This window comes from Paenibacillus sp. 23TSA30-6, assembly GCF_014858585.1.
In the GTDB taxonomy this organism is placed as follows: Bacteria; Bacillota; Bacilli; order Paenibacillales; family Paenibacillaceae; genus Paenibacillus.
In genome coordinates this window covers 1-17,069 of the sequence record NZ_SLTL01000008.1, presented here as the reverse complement: position 1 = coordinate 17,069, position 17,069 = coordinate 1, and the positions used below count along the sequence as shown (strand labels likewise).

Here is a 17,069-nt window from a genome sequence, read left to right as displayed (position 1 = left end):
ACCTTATTTTGCTGTTTTCCAGTAGTCTTCGATTTCTTTGACCAGTGTTGCGCGGTCGCCCTGTTTCGCCAGATATTTTTGCATGGAAGATCCTGTCTTGGACCAGTGATCGGCAGGCAGCGTGCTCATCGACTGCTCTGACTTGCCTTTTGCGATATAATCCTGGATGGACTTGCCAAGCGGGTCGGCCGCAGGCAGTGTAATATTTTTGAACGCCGGGATAATGTTCGCTTTGTTCACGAGGAAATCCTGGCCTTTCTCTTCATAGACGATCCAGTTCAGGAACTTTTTCGCCGCCTCCTGCTGTTCCGGAGTAGTCTTCTCCTTGTCAATGACAATACGTTTGGATACAGCGGACGAAATTTCCTGATTGCCGTAGTCATTGGCATTATTGCTGATCGGTACAGGCAGGAAACCATATTTTTTGTTAGCGGTATCAAAACTGCTGATTTGCGGCCATGCCCAGTTGCCCATGAACCAAATGCCAACTTCGCCTTTGCCGAGCAGCTCCGGTCCGCGTTCATAAGCTCCTGCCAGCGGGGAAGCCTGGTCGATATTGTATTTCATCATGACGTCGAATGTATCCATAAGTCCGTTAAATACCGGATTGTTAGCCAAATCAGCCTGGCCCGCTTTCAGTGTCGCCATGAATTTGTCCACTTTAGCCATGTCTTTGTTCTGGCCTGCATAAGCAAGAGGCAAATAATGAGCGCCAAGGGACCAGTCCATTGGTGAAATCACCAGTGCTTTCTTTCCGGATGTCTCGATTTGCTGAAACAGTTTTTCAAGGTCATTTCGGGTTTTAATTGTGGCGGGATCAAAGGTTCCGCCTACCGCTTTATCAACAACGGCTTTGTTGTAAATGAATCCGTAGCCTTCAACAGCCAGCGGAAACGCGTAATTTTTACCGTCAAATGTCGTAGCTTTCGTAGCGTTTTCAACAGTGTCCGCATTCCACTTTTCTCCGTTTAGATCGAGGATACGGTCCTTGAATTTCTCGACATCGCCTGTATCTAGCATCATCATGGTCGGTGGATTTCCGGATGCATACAATGCGGAGGCACGCTCAAAAGGCGATCCACCGTTCGGAACCGGCTGGATTTCAACAGTAATGCCCGGATTGTCTTTCTCGAATGCCTTGGCGGCATCCTCCAGCTGTGGAAGGATTTCACCTTTGGAGTTCAAAAGCGTAATTTTCACATTTTTCGAATCCGCTGATCCCCCTCCGGAAGCCGAATTACCTTCTCCACCGGAGCCACCGCATGCAGACATCACCATAACCAAAAGAAGCAGCATTACCATCCATTGAACTCTTTTGAATTTCCTCACTGTTGTCATCCCCTTATTTATATAATGGCTCTGAACACTTAAATAAAACGCTTACAAACGGATTATATGTCAAAGGTTTAACTTGTGTCAATCGTTTGACATGTTGAACTTTTAACATGTACTAAAAAAAATCTGTTCCCCTTGTTAGAGGAACAGATTTCATTCAGGTCGTTGCACGCTCAATCAGTTCAACAGGCAGCAGATTGACAGGCTGTACCTGCTCCCCCTCCGCCTGCCTGCGAATCAGCTCGACTGCCAGTCTGCCGATGTCTGCAGTCGGCTGTCTTACCGATGTAAGTTCCGGCGTCAGCCAGGATGCAGCGCTTACATCATCGAAGCCTACAATACGCACACTCCCCGGCACATGCCTTCCGGCGCGGATATATTCTTTCAACGCGAACGCGGCAATAATATCGCTTGTTGCGAACACCCCATCAACATCTGGATGTTCATGAATGAGTTTCGAGATGATTCGCTCGTACTCCTTCTGGTCAAACACATTCAAGTCCGTTTGAACGATCACATGCTGGACACTATGCTTGCCCACGACATCCCGGAATGCTTTGGTCCGCTCATTGGACAGCATGTTCAGCTCCAGATTTCCGCATATATGGGCAATTTTCCGGCAGCCTTTGCGAATGAGCAGCTCCGTGGCCAACTCGCCTCCACGATAATTATCCGAAGATATATACGGAATATACGGGTCAATCTGCCTATCAAATGTCACAATCGGTGAATTCAAATGGCGATACTCTTCTACTTCTAAAGTATGGCTACCCATAATGATGCCGTCTACCCGGTTTCGCTTCAGCATATCGATATATACTTTTTCCTTCACGGGATCCATATGCGAATTGCACAGCAGGACCTTGCAGTCATGCTGATAGGCATAATACTCGACCTGATTGGCAAGCTCACCGAAGAAAGGATGAGAGACATTGGGAATAATAAGGCCAATAATATTGGACTGCTTGCGTAGCAGAGATCGTGCTATTTCATTCGGTTGATAATTAAGCTCCTCCATTGCGTCGAACACTTTTTTGCGTGTAGTTTCGCTGATATATCCCCGGTTATTCATTACACGGGATACTGTAGTGACCGACACACCGGCTTTTAACGCTACATCGTGAATTGTCGCCATATTAACCTCTTCCCGCACAAAATAAATACATACAAACTATACTCTCTCCTCACCATTTCGACAACCTTACATAACGGCGGGTCTTCAAAATGGCTGTAAATGTTAGGTGACTGAACTTTGCGAATCCCAAATTAGAGGTTAAAATTGCTCTACAATCTTCAATTTAAAAACTGATACACTGTTTTTTGAGCACAACAAATAGCTTTATACGTGCCTCAGCTTGTGCAAGCTTCTTCTCCATCGACTGCTCTGCTGCGGGCCTTCCCGTGCTGCCTTTTCCTCGTTGCTCTTCCAGAAGACCTGCTTCACCTTGAGAAGCCAAGGTTTTCCTCCAACGTTTTAAGCATCTATTCGGATTCTCCCGTCCGATCATATCTAAGTTGAATCCTGCCTCGCTGAAGATGTCCGCAGGAGTTTTCCCCTCCTGATAGGCCTTTAGAGCTGCCAGCTCGGTAGACCAACGGTTCCCCATTTTGTATCCCCAACCTTTCAGTATATCGATTATAAACGCAAAGAGACCCGAGAGAAGTCACTTTTTTTTCAAAGTGTCCATCTTTCGGGTCACAGTTTATGAATCCAAATACCCTTTTTTTCTTTTGTTATTTATTTGCTTTTTTTCAGAATGTCAAAAATGTTCTTTGCATTATCTGTATTATCGATAAGTCCCGTAAACAATTCTTTCCCTGGCCCGTAAGCATAGACCGGCACATCTTCTCCAGTATGACCACCTGTTGTCCAGCCAGCAAATGAACGAGTGTTGAAGATGGCTTCAATGGCATTATCGATTTTAACTTCGTCCTTTGTAGCAGAAGCAGTTTTGACCGATTGAACTTCACTTTCTGTAAGATCTAAGGAGATATATTTCTTAAGTGTATCTTCAACACTTGCGCCAGCAACAATTTCTTTAGCCATAAAATCTGGTGTGCGCGTTGCTGCTTTAATTGGTGCTACATTAAAGTTATATTCTCCATTTGCACCGACCGAAAATCCGCCGGTAGAATGATCAGCAGTTGCAACTACTAATGTATTGCCGTCTTTCTTGGCAAAGTCGATCGCTGCTTTAAATGCTTTTTCAAAATCCGCCATTTCACTCATGGAAGCAACCACGTCGTTGTCATGACCTGCCCAGTCAATTTGGCTTCCTTCAATCATCAGGAAGAAACCATTATCATTTTTATTTAATCGACTGATTGCAGCATTAGTCATATCTTCTAAAGAAGGCGTTTCTTTGGCACGATCGATTGCTTTATCTAGTCCACCTTCGGCAAATAGACCGAGAATTTGATCGTTTTTATTGTTCAGCAATCCTTCCCGATCAGTGACATAACCGTAACCGGCTTTCTTGAACTCTTCAGTTAAGTTTCGGTCTTTACGCACAAAATTGCTTAGTCCACCACCAAGCAGGACATCCACCTTGTGCTTTCCATTAATTTTTTCATCAAAGTAATCATCAGCAATAGCGTTCATGTTTTTACGGCTAACATCATGTGCGCCAAATGCTGCAGGAGTAGCATGAGTGATCTCAGATGTTGCAACTAAGCCGGTAGATTTCCCGTTTTCCTTCGCTTGCTCTAATACCGTTTTGACATCAGTTTTATCGTTATCTACGGCAATGGCAGCATTGTATGTTTTAACACCGGCAGACATTGCTGTGGCAGCTGAAGCGGAGTCTGTTATATTTTGAGCCTCATCTTCCGGATACGTCGTTTGAGCACCTACAAGATACTGATCAAACTCTGTTTTTTCCATCAGGGGGGTTGCCGGGTTATCTTTCATATACCGATAGGCAGAAATATATGATGGACCCATGCCATCACCAATTAAAAAAATTACATTTTTAATTTTCTTTGTGTCTGAAGCTGCTTGTGCAGAAGCTCCTCCTGACACAACGGCAGTAACTGCGATTGATGACACCATAACGATAGGTAATATTTTTTTGAAAAGATTGCCAAACATAAAGTACCCCCTATTATTTATTCTGAGATTACCGATGATAATCGGCTAACACATAGATAATATTAGTATTCGTATATGAAGGGAGAGATAGTTTTATGTAATCAAAATGTAAAGAGGAAGAAATAAGTTGTTGGTCGAATATAGCAAAGCTTGTTTGGATAAAATGATGTACTTAATCCTCTTTTACCTTATATCCAAGGAAATAGACTAGCCAGGAGTCATCCTTTGCTTTTACACCTTCAAATTATTCCATTAGCAGGTACCCTTGTATGTGACACCCACAATATCATGCTTATATCTGAATGCCCTGTATGTGGAGAAGTACTGGCAAAAAGTACGGAGAGTTCCCAAAATCCCTTCTTTTTTTGCTCCTCTGGACATTCCCTAGAATGCGTTATTCCTAACAATAATAAGGTGTTTTTAACGATTGCATGTAAAAATCGTTTGTTACTGGATGAAAAAGTGAATTTTGATGCCATAGAAATGAAAGTAATTTAAGTTCAAATTACAAATATTTGCTTTTAGGACACAACTTTATTATCCGTAGACAAAAGGTTAAATATTAGGAGGTTTTCTTTAATTAGGGCTAAAATGACTAATTCAGCAGTATAAAAAATTGAGATTCTATATATTCTTCACAACTCACGCAAAGTCCATCATCTTCTTGGTTTAAAACCTTATCGCATCTCATACAAACTCCTAATGTATTTAATTCCCCACATTTAAGACATTCACCCATATTGTATTTAAAATGCTTCGTCGCTAAGGTGTTCAATGAAGCCTATCATGTTTTACAAGCTGGCGGCAGATTAGCGATTTCCGATATCATCACGACCACATAACTTCCTCCTGAAATAAAAAACGATCTAAATGAGTTGTATTCCGGCTGTATTTCCGGCGCCTCCTCATTGGAAGAAGTAAAATCCATGCTGCAGCAAAGTGGATTTACAAGTATTAGCATCGAACCTAAAGATGAATCCAAATCATTCATCAAGGATTGGGTGCCTGGAGCAAACGTGGATGATTATATTGTTTCCGCAGTTATAAAAGCCAAGAAAGCCTAATGTGCTTATGAGCGGGGGATCAGTATGCCAATATTAAACGTTCGAACAGCAACCTCAGAAGATTTAAACCGTATTTTGGACATTTACACTCAAGGGATTGAAGATCGGATAGCTACACTGGAGGTGGAAGCCAAAGACTTCGACTACATGACTGACTGGTTTAAAGTACATCAAAGTCGTTATACTGTTTTGGTCGCAGAATCGGATGGGATCGTGGTTGGCTGGGCTTCTTTAAATCGTTATTCTCATCGTTGTGCTTATGATGGCATTGCGGACCTTTCGATTTACGTAGACCGAACCTTCCGCAGTAAAGGCGTTGGCAGTGCACTTCATTTGGAATTAGAGAAAGAAGCCCGGAAAAACAATTTTTATAAGATTATCCTGTTTACCTTCCCCTTTAATGAAAACGGTCAAAGACTTTATCGGAAGATCGGTTACCGTGAAGTCCACGTTTTTGAAAAGCAAGAGGTTATGGACGGCCAATATATAGACGTAATGATTATGGAATAATTTCTCTAAACCATAAAGATAGCAAGACCCCCTTAAAAAGGTCTTGCTATCTTTTCTTTAATCATCCTTCTTTGATTCAACTTCCATAGCATGATGATGAAGCGCGGCGGAATCATGGTGCTGGCGCTCTAGTTATCGGCGTGAGTAGCGGCCCAGCGGTGCATTTTTAAACCACAACTTGATAAAATTTAGGTTTTTTTAAATTATGTTTCGAGCGTTAAGTTTGCTATAGTGTACGCCTCATTTTCAGGCTACAATGAAGATACCAAATATGGAAGCGTTTTATATTTTTTTCGGTAAGCCGGTCAATACTTGAAATAATGTATCATTGTCAGCCTTTTCTTTCATGTTTGGTCAATCTTTTATGGAGGTGTAAAATGAAGAAGAAATCTTGGTTCACTTTAATGGTCACGGGCATTGTCTCTCTGTTTTTTTCGGTAAGCGTTTATGCGGGGAATGTTTTTTGGGAACCACTTAATGGTTTCAATTCGGGTGCATGGCAAAAGGCGGACGGATATTCCAATGGGAACATGTTTAATTGCACTTGGCGTGCCAATAATGTCAATTTTACGAACGATGGCAAAATGAAGCTTGGCTTAACGAGTTCTGCGTACAATAAATTTGACTGCGGAGAGTATCGATCGACGAACACTTACAGATACGGCTTATACGAGGTCAGCATGAAGCCTGCTAAAAATACAGGGATCGTATCTTCCTTTTTTACGTATACGGGACCTACTGATGGCACGCAATGGGATGAAATAGATATTGAATTTTTAGGTAAAGACACGACAAAAGTGCAATTCAACTATTATACAAACGGGGTCGGTGGTCACGAGAAGATTGTTGATCTGGGCTTTGATGCATCAAGAGGCTTTCACACCTATGCATTCGATTGGCAGCCAGGATACATTAAGTGGTATGTTGACGGGGTTCTAAAGCATACGGCAACTACGAACATACCGAGCACGCCAGGCAAGATTATGATGAATTTATGGAATGGCACTGGTGTTGACGACTGGCTAGGTCCGTATAACGGAGCGAATCCGCTATACGCCGAATACGATTGGGTAAAATACACGAGCAATTAGCCCGTAGTACAAAAGCAGCCCTGTAGTGGCTGCTTTTTTTGATAATGCATTGATTCAGATATGTTCCGGCCATGAAGAAAATCGCTGGAAGTCTATCTAAAGCTGGCGATCACCGATGCGTAGCTTGAATATAATCAGGTATTTAATAAATCCCCAGTTTAACCCATACGTTTGCGGGTGGTGTCAGCGACGCTGGTACTACCCCGTATAAACCAGAAACAATTGTTGTTCCACTTTTATTTTCTCATGATATGCATATCGGGTAGCACCTATTTTGTACATCAAATGAAAATATTCTTTGCTCATAGGTAGGCTGGTTTTTAAACTGTTCGGAGTCTGCATAGAGCGATCCAGATTGAGGAATTGTTGAAGCACATCGTTACGAGCCATAGCGGTGAACACTCGAATTTTGACCTGTCTTGATGTGTTTCAGTAAACGACGCTATTTTCAATGAGTAATTGGCTTTTTAAGTTCTTTTTCTATCCAATAGTAGGTAGTATCCAAAATCTCACTCATGTCATCAAAGCATATATCTTCTCTATTAAGGAGTTCCTTGAATTTTGCTTCATTTCTTTCCAAATCCCGGCACCTGCGATGAAACGGCTAATGATGATGGACTAGGCTGCACCTGACAATTCCAGCTCTGGAAAACCATGCGCTCCGAAAATCAGAACATAGTTGAGCGCCAAAGGAAGCACATTCATGCCAATTGCAATTTGCATAGGCCCTTTCGTATTCCTGTACTGCGCAGAATGGCTCTCGCAATCAAATAAAGAACAACCGCAACAGCGCTCCCGCCCACTAACGCTTATCGTCGACTAGCGCGGTGTATTCTACTGCCATAAATTTATAAAACGGCAATGACTCCACAGCAACTCGGACCTCTTCTAAGCTGTCTCCAATACAAATGGACCAATGCTCGTCCATTGTGTGGGAAAGGTAAAAGGATTTGATTAGCCCCTGTTCCACTAATTCAGCAAATCGTGCTTGTTCCGCTGGTAACAGTTCCACAATTTCTTTCTCAGTAGTCGTTGGTTTGATTTTGACATGAACGAGAAAACGCATGTACACTCCTCCTTTTATTCAAACAATTGTGGGTACAGGGAAGAAATTCCTGCAGAGAGGCCCTGTTGTACATTTCGACTTGTATCATCAGCAACAATCTCGTAGAGATCGGATTCGATTCCATCGATCGCGATTTTAGCGATGTCCTTCGGAGATGTCTTAGGTGCTTGGATGCCAGCTGTCATATCGGTGTCCATGAACGCTACGTGCAATCCGGCAAGCTTAATGTTCTTAGGGGCTAAATCTAAACGTAATGCGTTTGTTATTCCCCATTGAGCGGATTTTGCAGCTGAATACGCGCCTGAGTTACCGATATTGATCCAAGATAATGCGGACAGGATATTCAGTATCGAACCTCCTCCATTTTTTTCAATAACGGGTGCAAAAGTGCGAATCATTGAAAGTGTGCCGAAAACATGAGTGTCGAATTCCAAATGAATATCGTCTAGCTCACCTGTGAGGAGAGAAGCGCCAGTGGCGGAACCTGCATTGTTGATTAGAAGGGTTGCATCACCAGCAACCTCAGCCGCAGCCATGACGGATTTCGGATCTGTAATATCGAGCTGCAGTGGAATAGCACCCGACAGATCAATTGTTTCCGGGTTCGCTCCAGCGTACACTTTAGCTCCCCTAGCTAGAAGTTCAAGAGCCAGCTCCTTGCCTAAACCTCGATTAGAACCACTGACAATAGCAACTTGTTTAGAAATATTCATTTTTTATTACTCCTTTTTTTTGGAGTTATTGTTCTTAAATTGGTATACATCCATCCATTTTGTCATCTACAGGGTGCTTTATCATAAAAGCGAATTACTGACCAGACGTCATATCGTTAACTTGGTTCACAAGAACGCTTTCGTTCGGGCCCGGATTATTACGATACATTTTTGCTGACTCCACCAGAACCTCATCTGTATCTGTACCAAGTACATTCATCGTTTCTTCAATGAATGCTGCAAGTGGCATCGCATTCGGATCATAATTGATCATTTGCGTTTGAACCAATGGCGGCGCAATTTCCAGTACTTTCACCGAGGTGTCTTTCAGGATGTAGCGCTGGGTCAGTGTATAGGAATGAAGCGCTGCTTTCGTCGCAGAATATATAGCCCCCTGTGCCACCGGTACGAATCCGAGTATCGAAGTCGTATTGATAATATAAGCTTCTTCTTTGGATTTCAAATGACCCTGTAGCGCAGCCGCCATACGAATCGGACCAAGCAGGTTTGTGGTGACTGTCTGAACCAAAATTTCTTCGTCAACCAACCCCGACGGATCTTCAGGCGTATAAATACCAGCGTTGTTAAACAATACATTAAGATCTGGGTATTCTTCAATTAACTGCTGGGCGACTGAATTTACGCTTGCAGGGTCCTGTATATTCAGCTCCACTGCAGACATGCCAGGATTCGCTTGGATGGTCTCCTCCAGACGCTCTTTACTCCGTCCTGAGATGATAACCTTGTTTCCAAGTTTGTGTAATGCCTCAGCTAATCCCCGTCCAATTCCCGAACCGCCGCCTGTAATAAAAACGTGTTTCCTGTTAATTTCATTTTAAATCCTCCTTAGTTTATAACTTATCTATTGCTTTCTCTTTTGAACCCTAGTTCTTGCTTTTAGCCTTCGTAAACTCTGAACCTGAATTTGTAAGGATGATTTGAGAACTATGATTCTTATGGAACATTATTTGCTTTTAGCTAACCAATCCACGGCTTCTTCCATAGAATCAAAGTTTTCAGTGGCGTAGCTTCCTGTAAGCTCTGAATCAAGTCGTTTTAAAAAGGATCTAGCAATTGCCTTTTCTGGCGTAATTAATGCCATATATTTCAATCCAGCTTCTTCTGCCTTTGGAAACCAAACTTCAGAGAACCATTGCTTATCCGCTCCTGATTTGCTGAGAAAAATATTGGATGCACCTTAACGGACTATTGGTACATTGTTGTCATATGTTAGGGATTGTCCAATCTATTCTATTAACTAGAATCAACGATCTACATGTTCTGTACGTGCTCTGATTTGACCTGTCATCATTTTTCGAGGTAAAAACCGTGGTAGGGATGTAATGAAACGATGAATTGCTCCTGGAATGATGAGTGTCTTGCCACGCAAGAAATCGCGATATGCCTCATCTGCCACCACTCCGACTTCCATAACACCGCTTTGGTACAGCTTGGAAGATCCCACGTCTGAACGATCGACGAAACCAGTTGCCGTTGGGCCAGGACATAGAGCCGTCACAGTCACACCCGTTCCGGTCAGTTCATTCTCCAGCGCCTCTGTGAATGAAAGAACGTATGCCTTCGTGGCAAAGTACACTGCCATTAGCGGTCCGGGGTAAAAAGCTGCTACAGAAGCCACATTCATTACGCCCCCTTGGCGCCGCTTAACCATATCCGGCAAGAACAACTTCGTCATAATCGTTAAAGCCTTGATATTGACATCAATCATATTCATTTCTTGTTCCAAATCTGTTTCCAAGAATGACCCATATAAGCCAAAGCCCGCATTATTGACCAGATAGTCGACGGCGATTCCTTCCTTTTTAAGCTCGGCAGAGATTTCTTCGGCCACGCCAGGTGACGTCACATCATTTGCGAACACCTTTACGTGAACACCGTATTTTTCTCGATATCCTTTTGCCAATTCTATAAGCTTAGCCTCGCTTCTTGCCACGAGGACCATGTTATGACCATCTTTGGCAAAGCGATCCGCCAACTCTTTTCCAATTCCACCCGAAGCACCAGTAATAAGTACAGTTTTTTTCATCTAGTATCCACCTCAATTAATTATTGTAAGTTTGTGACCTGATCACTATTTAGTGTGATGTACTACTATTAAATAGGGAACTTAACTTAAGCAAAGGCATTACCACGCAATTGGGAACGTTCATTCTATTAAATGCAAAAAAAACGTTGACTATATGACATCGTTTTATTTTACCAACCAAGGTTCTACAAATTCTTTGCTTCTAGCCATAAAACTCACTCCCAAAACTAAGGTAACACAATGTAAAGTATTTTTTGTTTTTTTATATGCTACATTTCTGAGAACCATTTCAACCTAAAGAAGCCTTAAGGAAGAAAAACAAGAAAGCAGCTGACCTTAACTGCCAGCTGCTTTCTTGTCTCTTTTATCTATCGATATTGCACACCAGCCATATCAATGATTATAAATTTGTACAAACATATAACTGGCAAACTTACATCGTGCTGATATCAATGACGAATCGATACTTCACGTGTGTAGGCTTAGTCAAGACTACTTCCTAATCTACCCCGACTGTTTCCCTCATTCTAAAAAGCGATTTGGGAATGATGATTCTATTATATGCAAAAAAATCAATGCATCAATTTTCTAAAAGTTCCATCGATACATTGACTATCCGGTTTAGTTTTTCTTTATCCGTCGAAGTTCTTGCCATTGCTCTTATGCCAACGGAGATATTGTGCAGGTATTCTGCCATTTTCTTGGCATCGTGATTAGAGGAGAATTCTCCATCCCGCTGTCCCCAAAGAATAATTTGCTCGAACATCTGCTCTGCTACCGTAAACAGTTCAATTGACCTGGTATCCACATCAGTATCACGTGCGGCCAGCTCCACCGCTGAATTCACGATTAAGCAACCAGATGGCATATCCTCTGATTCGCTGATCATAAAACCAAAAATTTTATGCAGTGCTTCCACTGCAGTTTTGGACGTTTTTACTTCTGCGAGCAATGTGGCGTTAACTTTGCTGCAGTATCGATCCATAGCCTGCAGAAACAGCGAATGTTTGTCATCGAATGTATCATATATACTTCTGCGATGAATTCCCATATGCTCGACTAGGTCACTCATCGATGTCTTCTCGTAACCTTGTTCCCAAAAGATCTTCATTGCTTTATCCAATACTTCGTTCACTTCAAACTCTTTACTTCTAGCCATATAAATTCCCTCCCAAAATTAATGTAACACATCGGGAACGATCAGTAAATAAAATAACTTCGATAATCGTACATGTAATCCAACTATGGATTTGGTGAAGTTGTATAATCTCTTTAGCCCCCTAGTGAACTTGGACACTAAGAGTGTATATGCACTACACTACTAGTGATAAGGGGCTGAGGAAATGACACGAAATAAACATTCTATAATAGTTTATTAATTCTCTTTTTTTGTTCGAATGATAGCTTGATTTTACTTAATTCTTTAAATAGTGAACTTATGGAAGGTAGATTACTATTCCAGCCTCCTGATTCTAATACTGAAAAAAACGTTTCGGCATAATACCAAAAGTCTTCTCCAAGAGCTTCACGTTTCCTTTTTATCTCTTGATACCCTGGAACTAACATACTTCGGTTTGGACATCTTTGTACTCTAATTCAGCAGATTTATAGATTGATTTTCCGCAAATAGTTAAAAGGTAGCTCAATTTATCTAAGTTTGGTTTCGCTAAAGTCTTTTTCCCATTAAGTTGACCCTTGTGAACATAGTCCTTAAGTGAATCAATTATATCCACCATTAAACCGATAAACTCTTCCTTCTGATCTTCCTTAAATTTTTTTACTCTCTCAATTAAATTGTCATAATAAACTGACAATTGGCTCTCGTTCGAGATATTTGAGAAGTGTATTTATAAGTAACGAAAGATGTGATACGCAACAATTAGCAATAATTTTCCTGATTATATACCTTTTATAAGGATAACTATTTGAAGGTGTAATTAAATATTCAAACTCACTCATTTTTAAGTTCTGAAGCCAATTTTCAAAATTCTCTTTTGTTGCCAAGGCTAAAGAATTTATAACAGTTTGAACTCTTCTGTCATCTAGTGAATTCAAACTATCTATTATTGGTTTAATATTAGTAGGTAATGGAACAAAGTAATCACCCCCTTCATCATATTCTTCGTAATCGAGTTCAGTTCCGTTAACGTCTTCTTTTCTAATTGTTGATTCTTCCTCTTCAATGTTATAAACCAGTTTACCAATTGCAGGTACAGGTATTATATCCTCTTCGTCTGTAATCGTTCTAACTTTATAAATTCCATTATCGTGCTTTATTACTTTTATTTGTTGTTCTAAGGCTTCCAAGGTATCTAGTGTCACGGGAGCCGCACAGTCTTCGTGCCATCATACGATATTAAAAACCCTAATGAGGTGAGCCTATTGTTCGTCAATTAACCGTGAGTGAGATAATGATCTGAAAACAAAAAAACTGGCACAAAAATCTCGACGGATAAGCCTTGAAAAAACAGCATCATTTTATGATAAATCTAAATGGGATTTATGCAGGAAATGCAGGATATAAAGAGAGTCTTAAAAATCTCAATTCAGCTTATTCGACCCCTTTTACAAAATAAAAAACTACCAAGCAGATTTGGGTGGTAGTTTTATCCAGTAGTTATTCCAATGCCTTAGATATTCTCACTAGCGTTGCATAAAACATTGACAGACAATTCAGATAATTAGCATCTACCATGAGAACCAAAAGGTCGAGCAGCCACTAAAGGTAGCCCTGTCCATTTGAAAATTTATGTATATTTACTTGGCTTTTGCGTCAGACAACGCCCTTCGGGCCGGCTCAGTTACGTGGGTTCTAACCGCTTTCGTCCTGCCGACTTGCGGCTCGGTTTTCGCTTCATACGCCCGATCCACTGTGCATAGGGCTTCCAAATCAGAGCCTTCAGCCACCGCTGGATTTGCAGGAGGGAGTGCTCTACGTTCGCGTCCAGTTTGGCCAGCATAAGCAGGCAAAAAGCGATGAGTGTCAGCCAAACCTGGTTGTGCACGGCCTGTTTGCTTGTTCCATAGAAATGCTTAATCTTCAGGTGCTGCTTCATCCATTTGAAGAAGGTCTCAATGGCCCAGCGGCTGCGGTACATCTCACTGATTTCATCGCAAGACAGATCGAAACGGTTGGTGAGCAGAATGAGAAAATTGCCCTGTGAATCGGTTGTTTCCATCATGCGAAGCTTGTGCTTCATCCGCTTTTGCGTGGAACCTACCAGCACCCATTCATCCATAGTGACCTTGCTGTCCTCTGGAATTTCAAGCGATTGGAGCGGTTCGATCACCGCGTTCTCCTTCAAGCGAGTCACGAAGTATATCCCGTCCGAGCAATAACGATCGAATGCTTTGTAGTCCACGTAACCGCGGTCAACACATAGGTGATTCCGGCATCTTCGATAAGGTCATCCATCTGTGTCCGGTCATTTTTCTTGGCTGTCGTAATGGTTGCCTTCTCTGGCAGGACCTCATGAGCATCTGCAAAAGCAAGGCGGAGGTGAAGCTTTATACCAGCCTTGGTCTTGCGAAAGTCGGCCCACTTGTACCTCCGCAAGCAAAGAGCAACGGTGGTAGAGTCGATAATCCGGAGTGCTTTGCGGTCTGCTATCGAACAGCCATGCCTAGACAAAATCTGCATAGCCAGCCGCTCGAAAACCTGCTGGAGCAGGTCCTGATCCACCTGATTATGCTTGCGGCATAATTGTGCCGGTGAGATCGATTCCAAGCCTAGCATTCCTGTTGAAATTCCTTACTCAGAACGTCGTCGGCTATCTCTCTCAGCCCTTCCTGCGGCCTATTTCGGCCATTGTATTTCGGAACTTTTCCCCTATGAGGTAGTAGTAAACGAGTAGCCGCTGCGCACGTTTTAGATATCTGTATTTCTTCCTGTAGTCTTCGTGTGCCTTTTGTTGTTCTTCTGGTGTCATAGTCAAAAGATTAAACTCGTCTGCAACGATCGGCAATTACTTCTTTTCGTTTTTCGGGTATTCGGATTTTATGGTGGAATTATCTCTGTTTAAATGGTTTGATTCTTAGTATACCGAAGGTAAACTACGATTTCTGTTGTGTTTTGTCGATTTTCCAATAAATTGAAATAGTTGCTCAGCGGCACTTGACGTCAGATTCCTGTGGTGGATTTTTCTCTTTCATTTGGAAAAAAACACCCGGCAAGGATGCGTACCGAGAGAAATACGGTATACACCCAAGCCGGGTAAGGGATTAGAAAATAATATCAATGGCCTCTAGCACATCTTGCTCCTGTTCGGATTGCCCGTTCAGGGAAATATCCTTCAACAGCACCGAAGGCTGTTCGCAAATTTGGGTGACGATCACGAGCAGGTCCTGAGCGAAATTGTCGATCAGATTGCGCGTAAACAACTTGGTGGCATATTCAAACTGCCCGTTCATTCCCTCATCCAGCATCGAAATGACCAAGGTAAGATCAAATTGGGAAACCGTATGAGTTTCCGGATAAGATTCGATCTTGATATCCCCGAAGCTTTGAACGTTATCTTCCTTGGTTTCCAGAGCAAACATGACATCGAATACAGGATTGCGGCTTTGATCTCGCGGCGCCTGCAGCTTTTTCACAAGCTCCTCAAACGGATAATCCTGGTGGTCGTAGGCCCCCAGCATCGTTTCTTTGACTTCGTTCAAGTAAGCGAGGAACGTCTTCTCCCCGGACGGATAATGGCGAATCGCCAAAGTGTTGACAAACATTCCGATGAGCGGCTCCAGGTCGGCATGTGTGCGGCCCGAAACCGGCGTGCCTACAATGAAGTCTTCTTGTCCCGAGTACTTGCTGAGCAGGATTGAATAGGCCGCCAATAACACCATATAAAGGGTGGCACCGTTCTCATCGGCGATGCGCTGCAAGCTGTCGGTCATCTGCTTGTCGATGCTGAAAGGTAGCACATCTCCCTCAAAGCTGCGAGCGGCAGGTCTGACAAAGTCCGTAGGCAGTTCAAGCGTCGGCAGTTCGCCTTCCAGCACGTCCAGCCAGTAGGCTTCCTGACGTTTCAGCCGCTCTTTTACAGGTTCGGACTGCTGCCAAGCGGCGAATTCCTTGTATTGAATCCGAAGCGGTTCCAGAGTCTCGCCGTTATACAGGCGCAGCAGCTCTTCGACGAAGATGCCCATCGACATGCCATCCGTGACGATATGATGAATGTCCAGCATGAGCAGATGCCGTTCCGCTTCCCATTCGACTAAGCCCACACGCAGCAGCGGCGGCCGCTCCAAATCAAAGACGCGCACAAAGCCGTCTACGATGCTCTTCGTTTCACTTTCCGTCGCTTTCGTATACTCGACGGCAAACTTCAAGTCCGGATAAATCCATTGTACCGGTTCGCCGTCGACCATTTCGAAGCCGGTTCGCAAAATTTCGTGACGAGCTATCAATCCTTTGAGCGCCGCCTCGAATTGATTCCGTTCCAAGCGCCCGACGAGAACCGTCATGCCGGACATGTTGTAGCTAAGCTCGGCGCCTTCCATCTGCTGCTGGATGTACAGCCGTTTTTGCACGGAGGAAAGCGGATAGTAATCCCTCTTATCCAGAACCGGAATGGAGAGGTGTTCCTGCCGCTCCAATTGGCTGATCGCTTCGGCCATCGCTTCGATGGTCGAGTGCCGGAACACATCGCGCAGCGGCAGGTCCACGCTCAGCTCCTTGTGCACCTTGCTGACCAGCGTCGTCGCCCGCAGGGAGTGCCCGCCGAGGTCGAAGAAGTTGTCCGTCACGCCAATCGTGACCGGCCCGAGCACGTCCTGCCAGATGGCGACCAGTTTCGCCTCCAGTTCGGTGCGCGGCGCCACGTATTCGCGGCCTGCGCTTGCTCCCCCTTCCGGCGCCGGCAGCGCCTTCCGGTCGATTTTCCCGTTCGGCGTCAGAGGCAGGCGCTCCAGCTCGACGAAGTACGACGGGATCATGTACCCCGGCAGCTCGCTGGAGATCGCCCGTTTCAGGTCTGCCGCCGTCAAGCCTTCTTCCGCTGTATAATAAGCGCACAAAGCTTTCTGACCTTCTTGATCTTCCCTGACGACGACGACCGCTTCCTTCACGCCACCTACACTCAGCAGCTGCGACTCGATCTCGCCCGTCTCAATCCGGTAGCCCCGGATTTTCGCCTGGTTGTCGATCCGGCCGATGA

General features: G+C 43.6%; 14 protein-coding genes and 3 pseudogenes. 3 read left to right on the top strand and 14 right to left on the bottom strand.

The features are described from left to right. Positions 1-3: 3 nt before the first annotated feature. The 4 genes from E0698_RS09090 to E0698_RS09075 all read right to left on the bottom strand — a co-directional run bounded on the left by E0698_RS09090 (position 4) and on the right by E0698_RS09075 (position 4,426). Complete coding sequence (locus E0698_RS09090; RefSeq protein ID WP_192511344.1) at positions 4-1,329, bottom strand: extracellular solute-binding protein; 1,326 nt, start codon at positions 1,327-1,329, stop codon at positions 4-6. 163 nt (positions 1,330-1,492) lie between these two features. Continuing rightward, positions 1,493-2,470 carry a LacI family DNA-binding transcriptional regulator gene (locus E0698_RS09085; protein ID WP_192511343.1) on the bottom strand — a complete coding sequence of 326 codons (978 nt, stop codon included), beginning with the start codon at positions 2,468-2,470 and terminating at the stop codon, positions 1,493-1,495. A gap of 163 nt (positions 2,471-2,633) precedes the next feature. Beyond that, positions 2,634-2,942 (bottom strand): hypothetical protein, encoded by a 309-nt coding sequence (locus E0698_RS09080; protein ID WP_149095258.1) that lies wholly within the window; start codon positions 2,940-2,942, stop codon positions 2,634-2,636. A 131-nt stretch (positions 2,943-3,073) separates the two neighbouring features. After that, complete coding sequence (locus tag E0698_RS09075) at positions 3,074-4,426, bottom strand: alkaline phosphatase (protein WP_192511342.1); 1,353 nt, start codon at positions 4,424-4,426, stop codon at positions 3,074-3,076. Positions 4,427-5,190: 764 nt separating this feature from the next. Between E0698_RS09075 and arsM the strand changes: the two are divergent. The 3 genes and pseudogenes from arsM to bglS all read left to right on the top strand — a co-directional run. Continuing rightward, positions 5,191-5,490 (top strand): annotated as a pseudogene (gene arsM / locus E0698_RS09070) (arsenite methyltransferase); the annotation flags it as partial. Between the two features lie 24 nt (positions 5,491-5,514). After that, a complete protein-coding gene (locus E0698_RS09065; protein WP_192511341.1) occupies positions 5,515-6,000 on the top strand; it encodes an arsinothricin resistance N-acetyltransferase ArsN1 family A in 486 nt (161 codons plus the stop codon). 377 nt (positions 6,001-6,377) lie between these two features. Beyond that, positions 6,378-7,091 carry a beta-glucanase gene (gene bglS, locus E0698_RS09060; protein ID WP_149095261.1) on the top strand — a complete coding sequence of 238 codons (714 nt, stop codon included), beginning with the start codon at positions 6,378-6,380 and terminating at the stop codon, positions 7,089-7,091. Between the two features lie 802 nt (positions 7,092-7,893). On the opposite strand, the gene E0698_RS09055 is transcribed toward bglS, so the two are convergent. The 10 genes and pseudogenes from E0698_RS09055 to E0698_RS09005 all read right to left on the bottom strand — a co-directional run. Continuing rightward, positions 7,894-8,157, bottom strand: a complete 264-nt coding sequence (locus E0698_RS09055) for a muconolactone Delta-isomerase family protein (protein WP_134912408.1) — start codon at positions 8,155-8,157, stop codon at positions 7,894-7,896. A 14-nt stretch (positions 8,158-8,171) separates the two neighbouring features. Then, positions 8,172-8,870, bottom strand: a complete 699-nt coding sequence (locus E0698_RS09050; RefSeq protein ID WP_192511340.1) for an SDR family oxidoreductase — start codon at positions 8,868-8,870, stop codon at positions 8,172-8,174. A 94-nt stretch (positions 8,871-8,964) separates the two neighbouring features. Beyond that, a pseudogene (locus E0698_RS09045) lies at positions 8,965-9,704 on the bottom strand (SDR family oxidoreductase). A gap of 130 nt (positions 9,705-9,834) precedes the next feature. Beyond that, complete coding sequence (locus tag E0698_RS09040; protein WP_192511339.1) at positions 9,835-9,972, bottom strand: hypothetical protein; 138 nt, start codon at positions 9,970-9,972, stop codon at positions 9,835-9,837. A gap of 162 nt (positions 9,973-10,134) precedes the next feature. Beyond that, on the bottom strand, positions 10,135-10,917 hold the full coding sequence (locus E0698_RS09035) for an SDR family NAD(P)-dependent oxidoreductase (RefSeq protein WP_192511338.1): 783 nt from the start codon (positions 10,915-10,917) through the stop codon (positions 10,135-10,137). A gap of 580 nt (positions 10,918-11,497) precedes the next feature. Next, the gene (locus E0698_RS09030; RefSeq protein ID WP_134912401.1) at positions 11,498-12,076 is read right to left on the bottom strand and encodes a TetR/AcrR family transcriptional regulator; all 579 of its coding nucleotides are present in this window, start codon (positions 12,074-12,076) and stop codon (positions 11,498-11,500) included. A gap of 203 nt (positions 12,077-12,279) precedes the next feature. Continuing rightward, positions 12,280-12,483, bottom strand: coding sequence for a hypothetical protein (locus E0698_RS09025; protein ID WP_192511337.1), 204 nt, complete (start codon positions 12,481-12,483; stop codon positions 12,280-12,282). A gap of 231 nt (positions 12,484-12,714) precedes the next feature. Then, positions 12,715-13,239 (bottom strand): hypothetical protein, encoded by a 525-nt coding sequence (locus tag E0698_RS09020; protein WP_192511336.1) that lies wholly within the window; start codon positions 13,237-13,239, stop codon positions 12,715-12,717. Between the two features lie 479 nt (positions 13,240-13,718). Next, positions 13,719-14,557 (bottom strand): annotated as a pseudogene (locus E0698_RS09015) (IS4 family transposase). Between the two features lie 581 nt (positions 14,558-15,138). Further along, positions 15,139-17,069: condensation domain-containing protein (locus E0698_RS09005; protein WP_238353924.1), on the bottom strand; the 1,931-nt coding region annotated here is incomplete at its 5' end.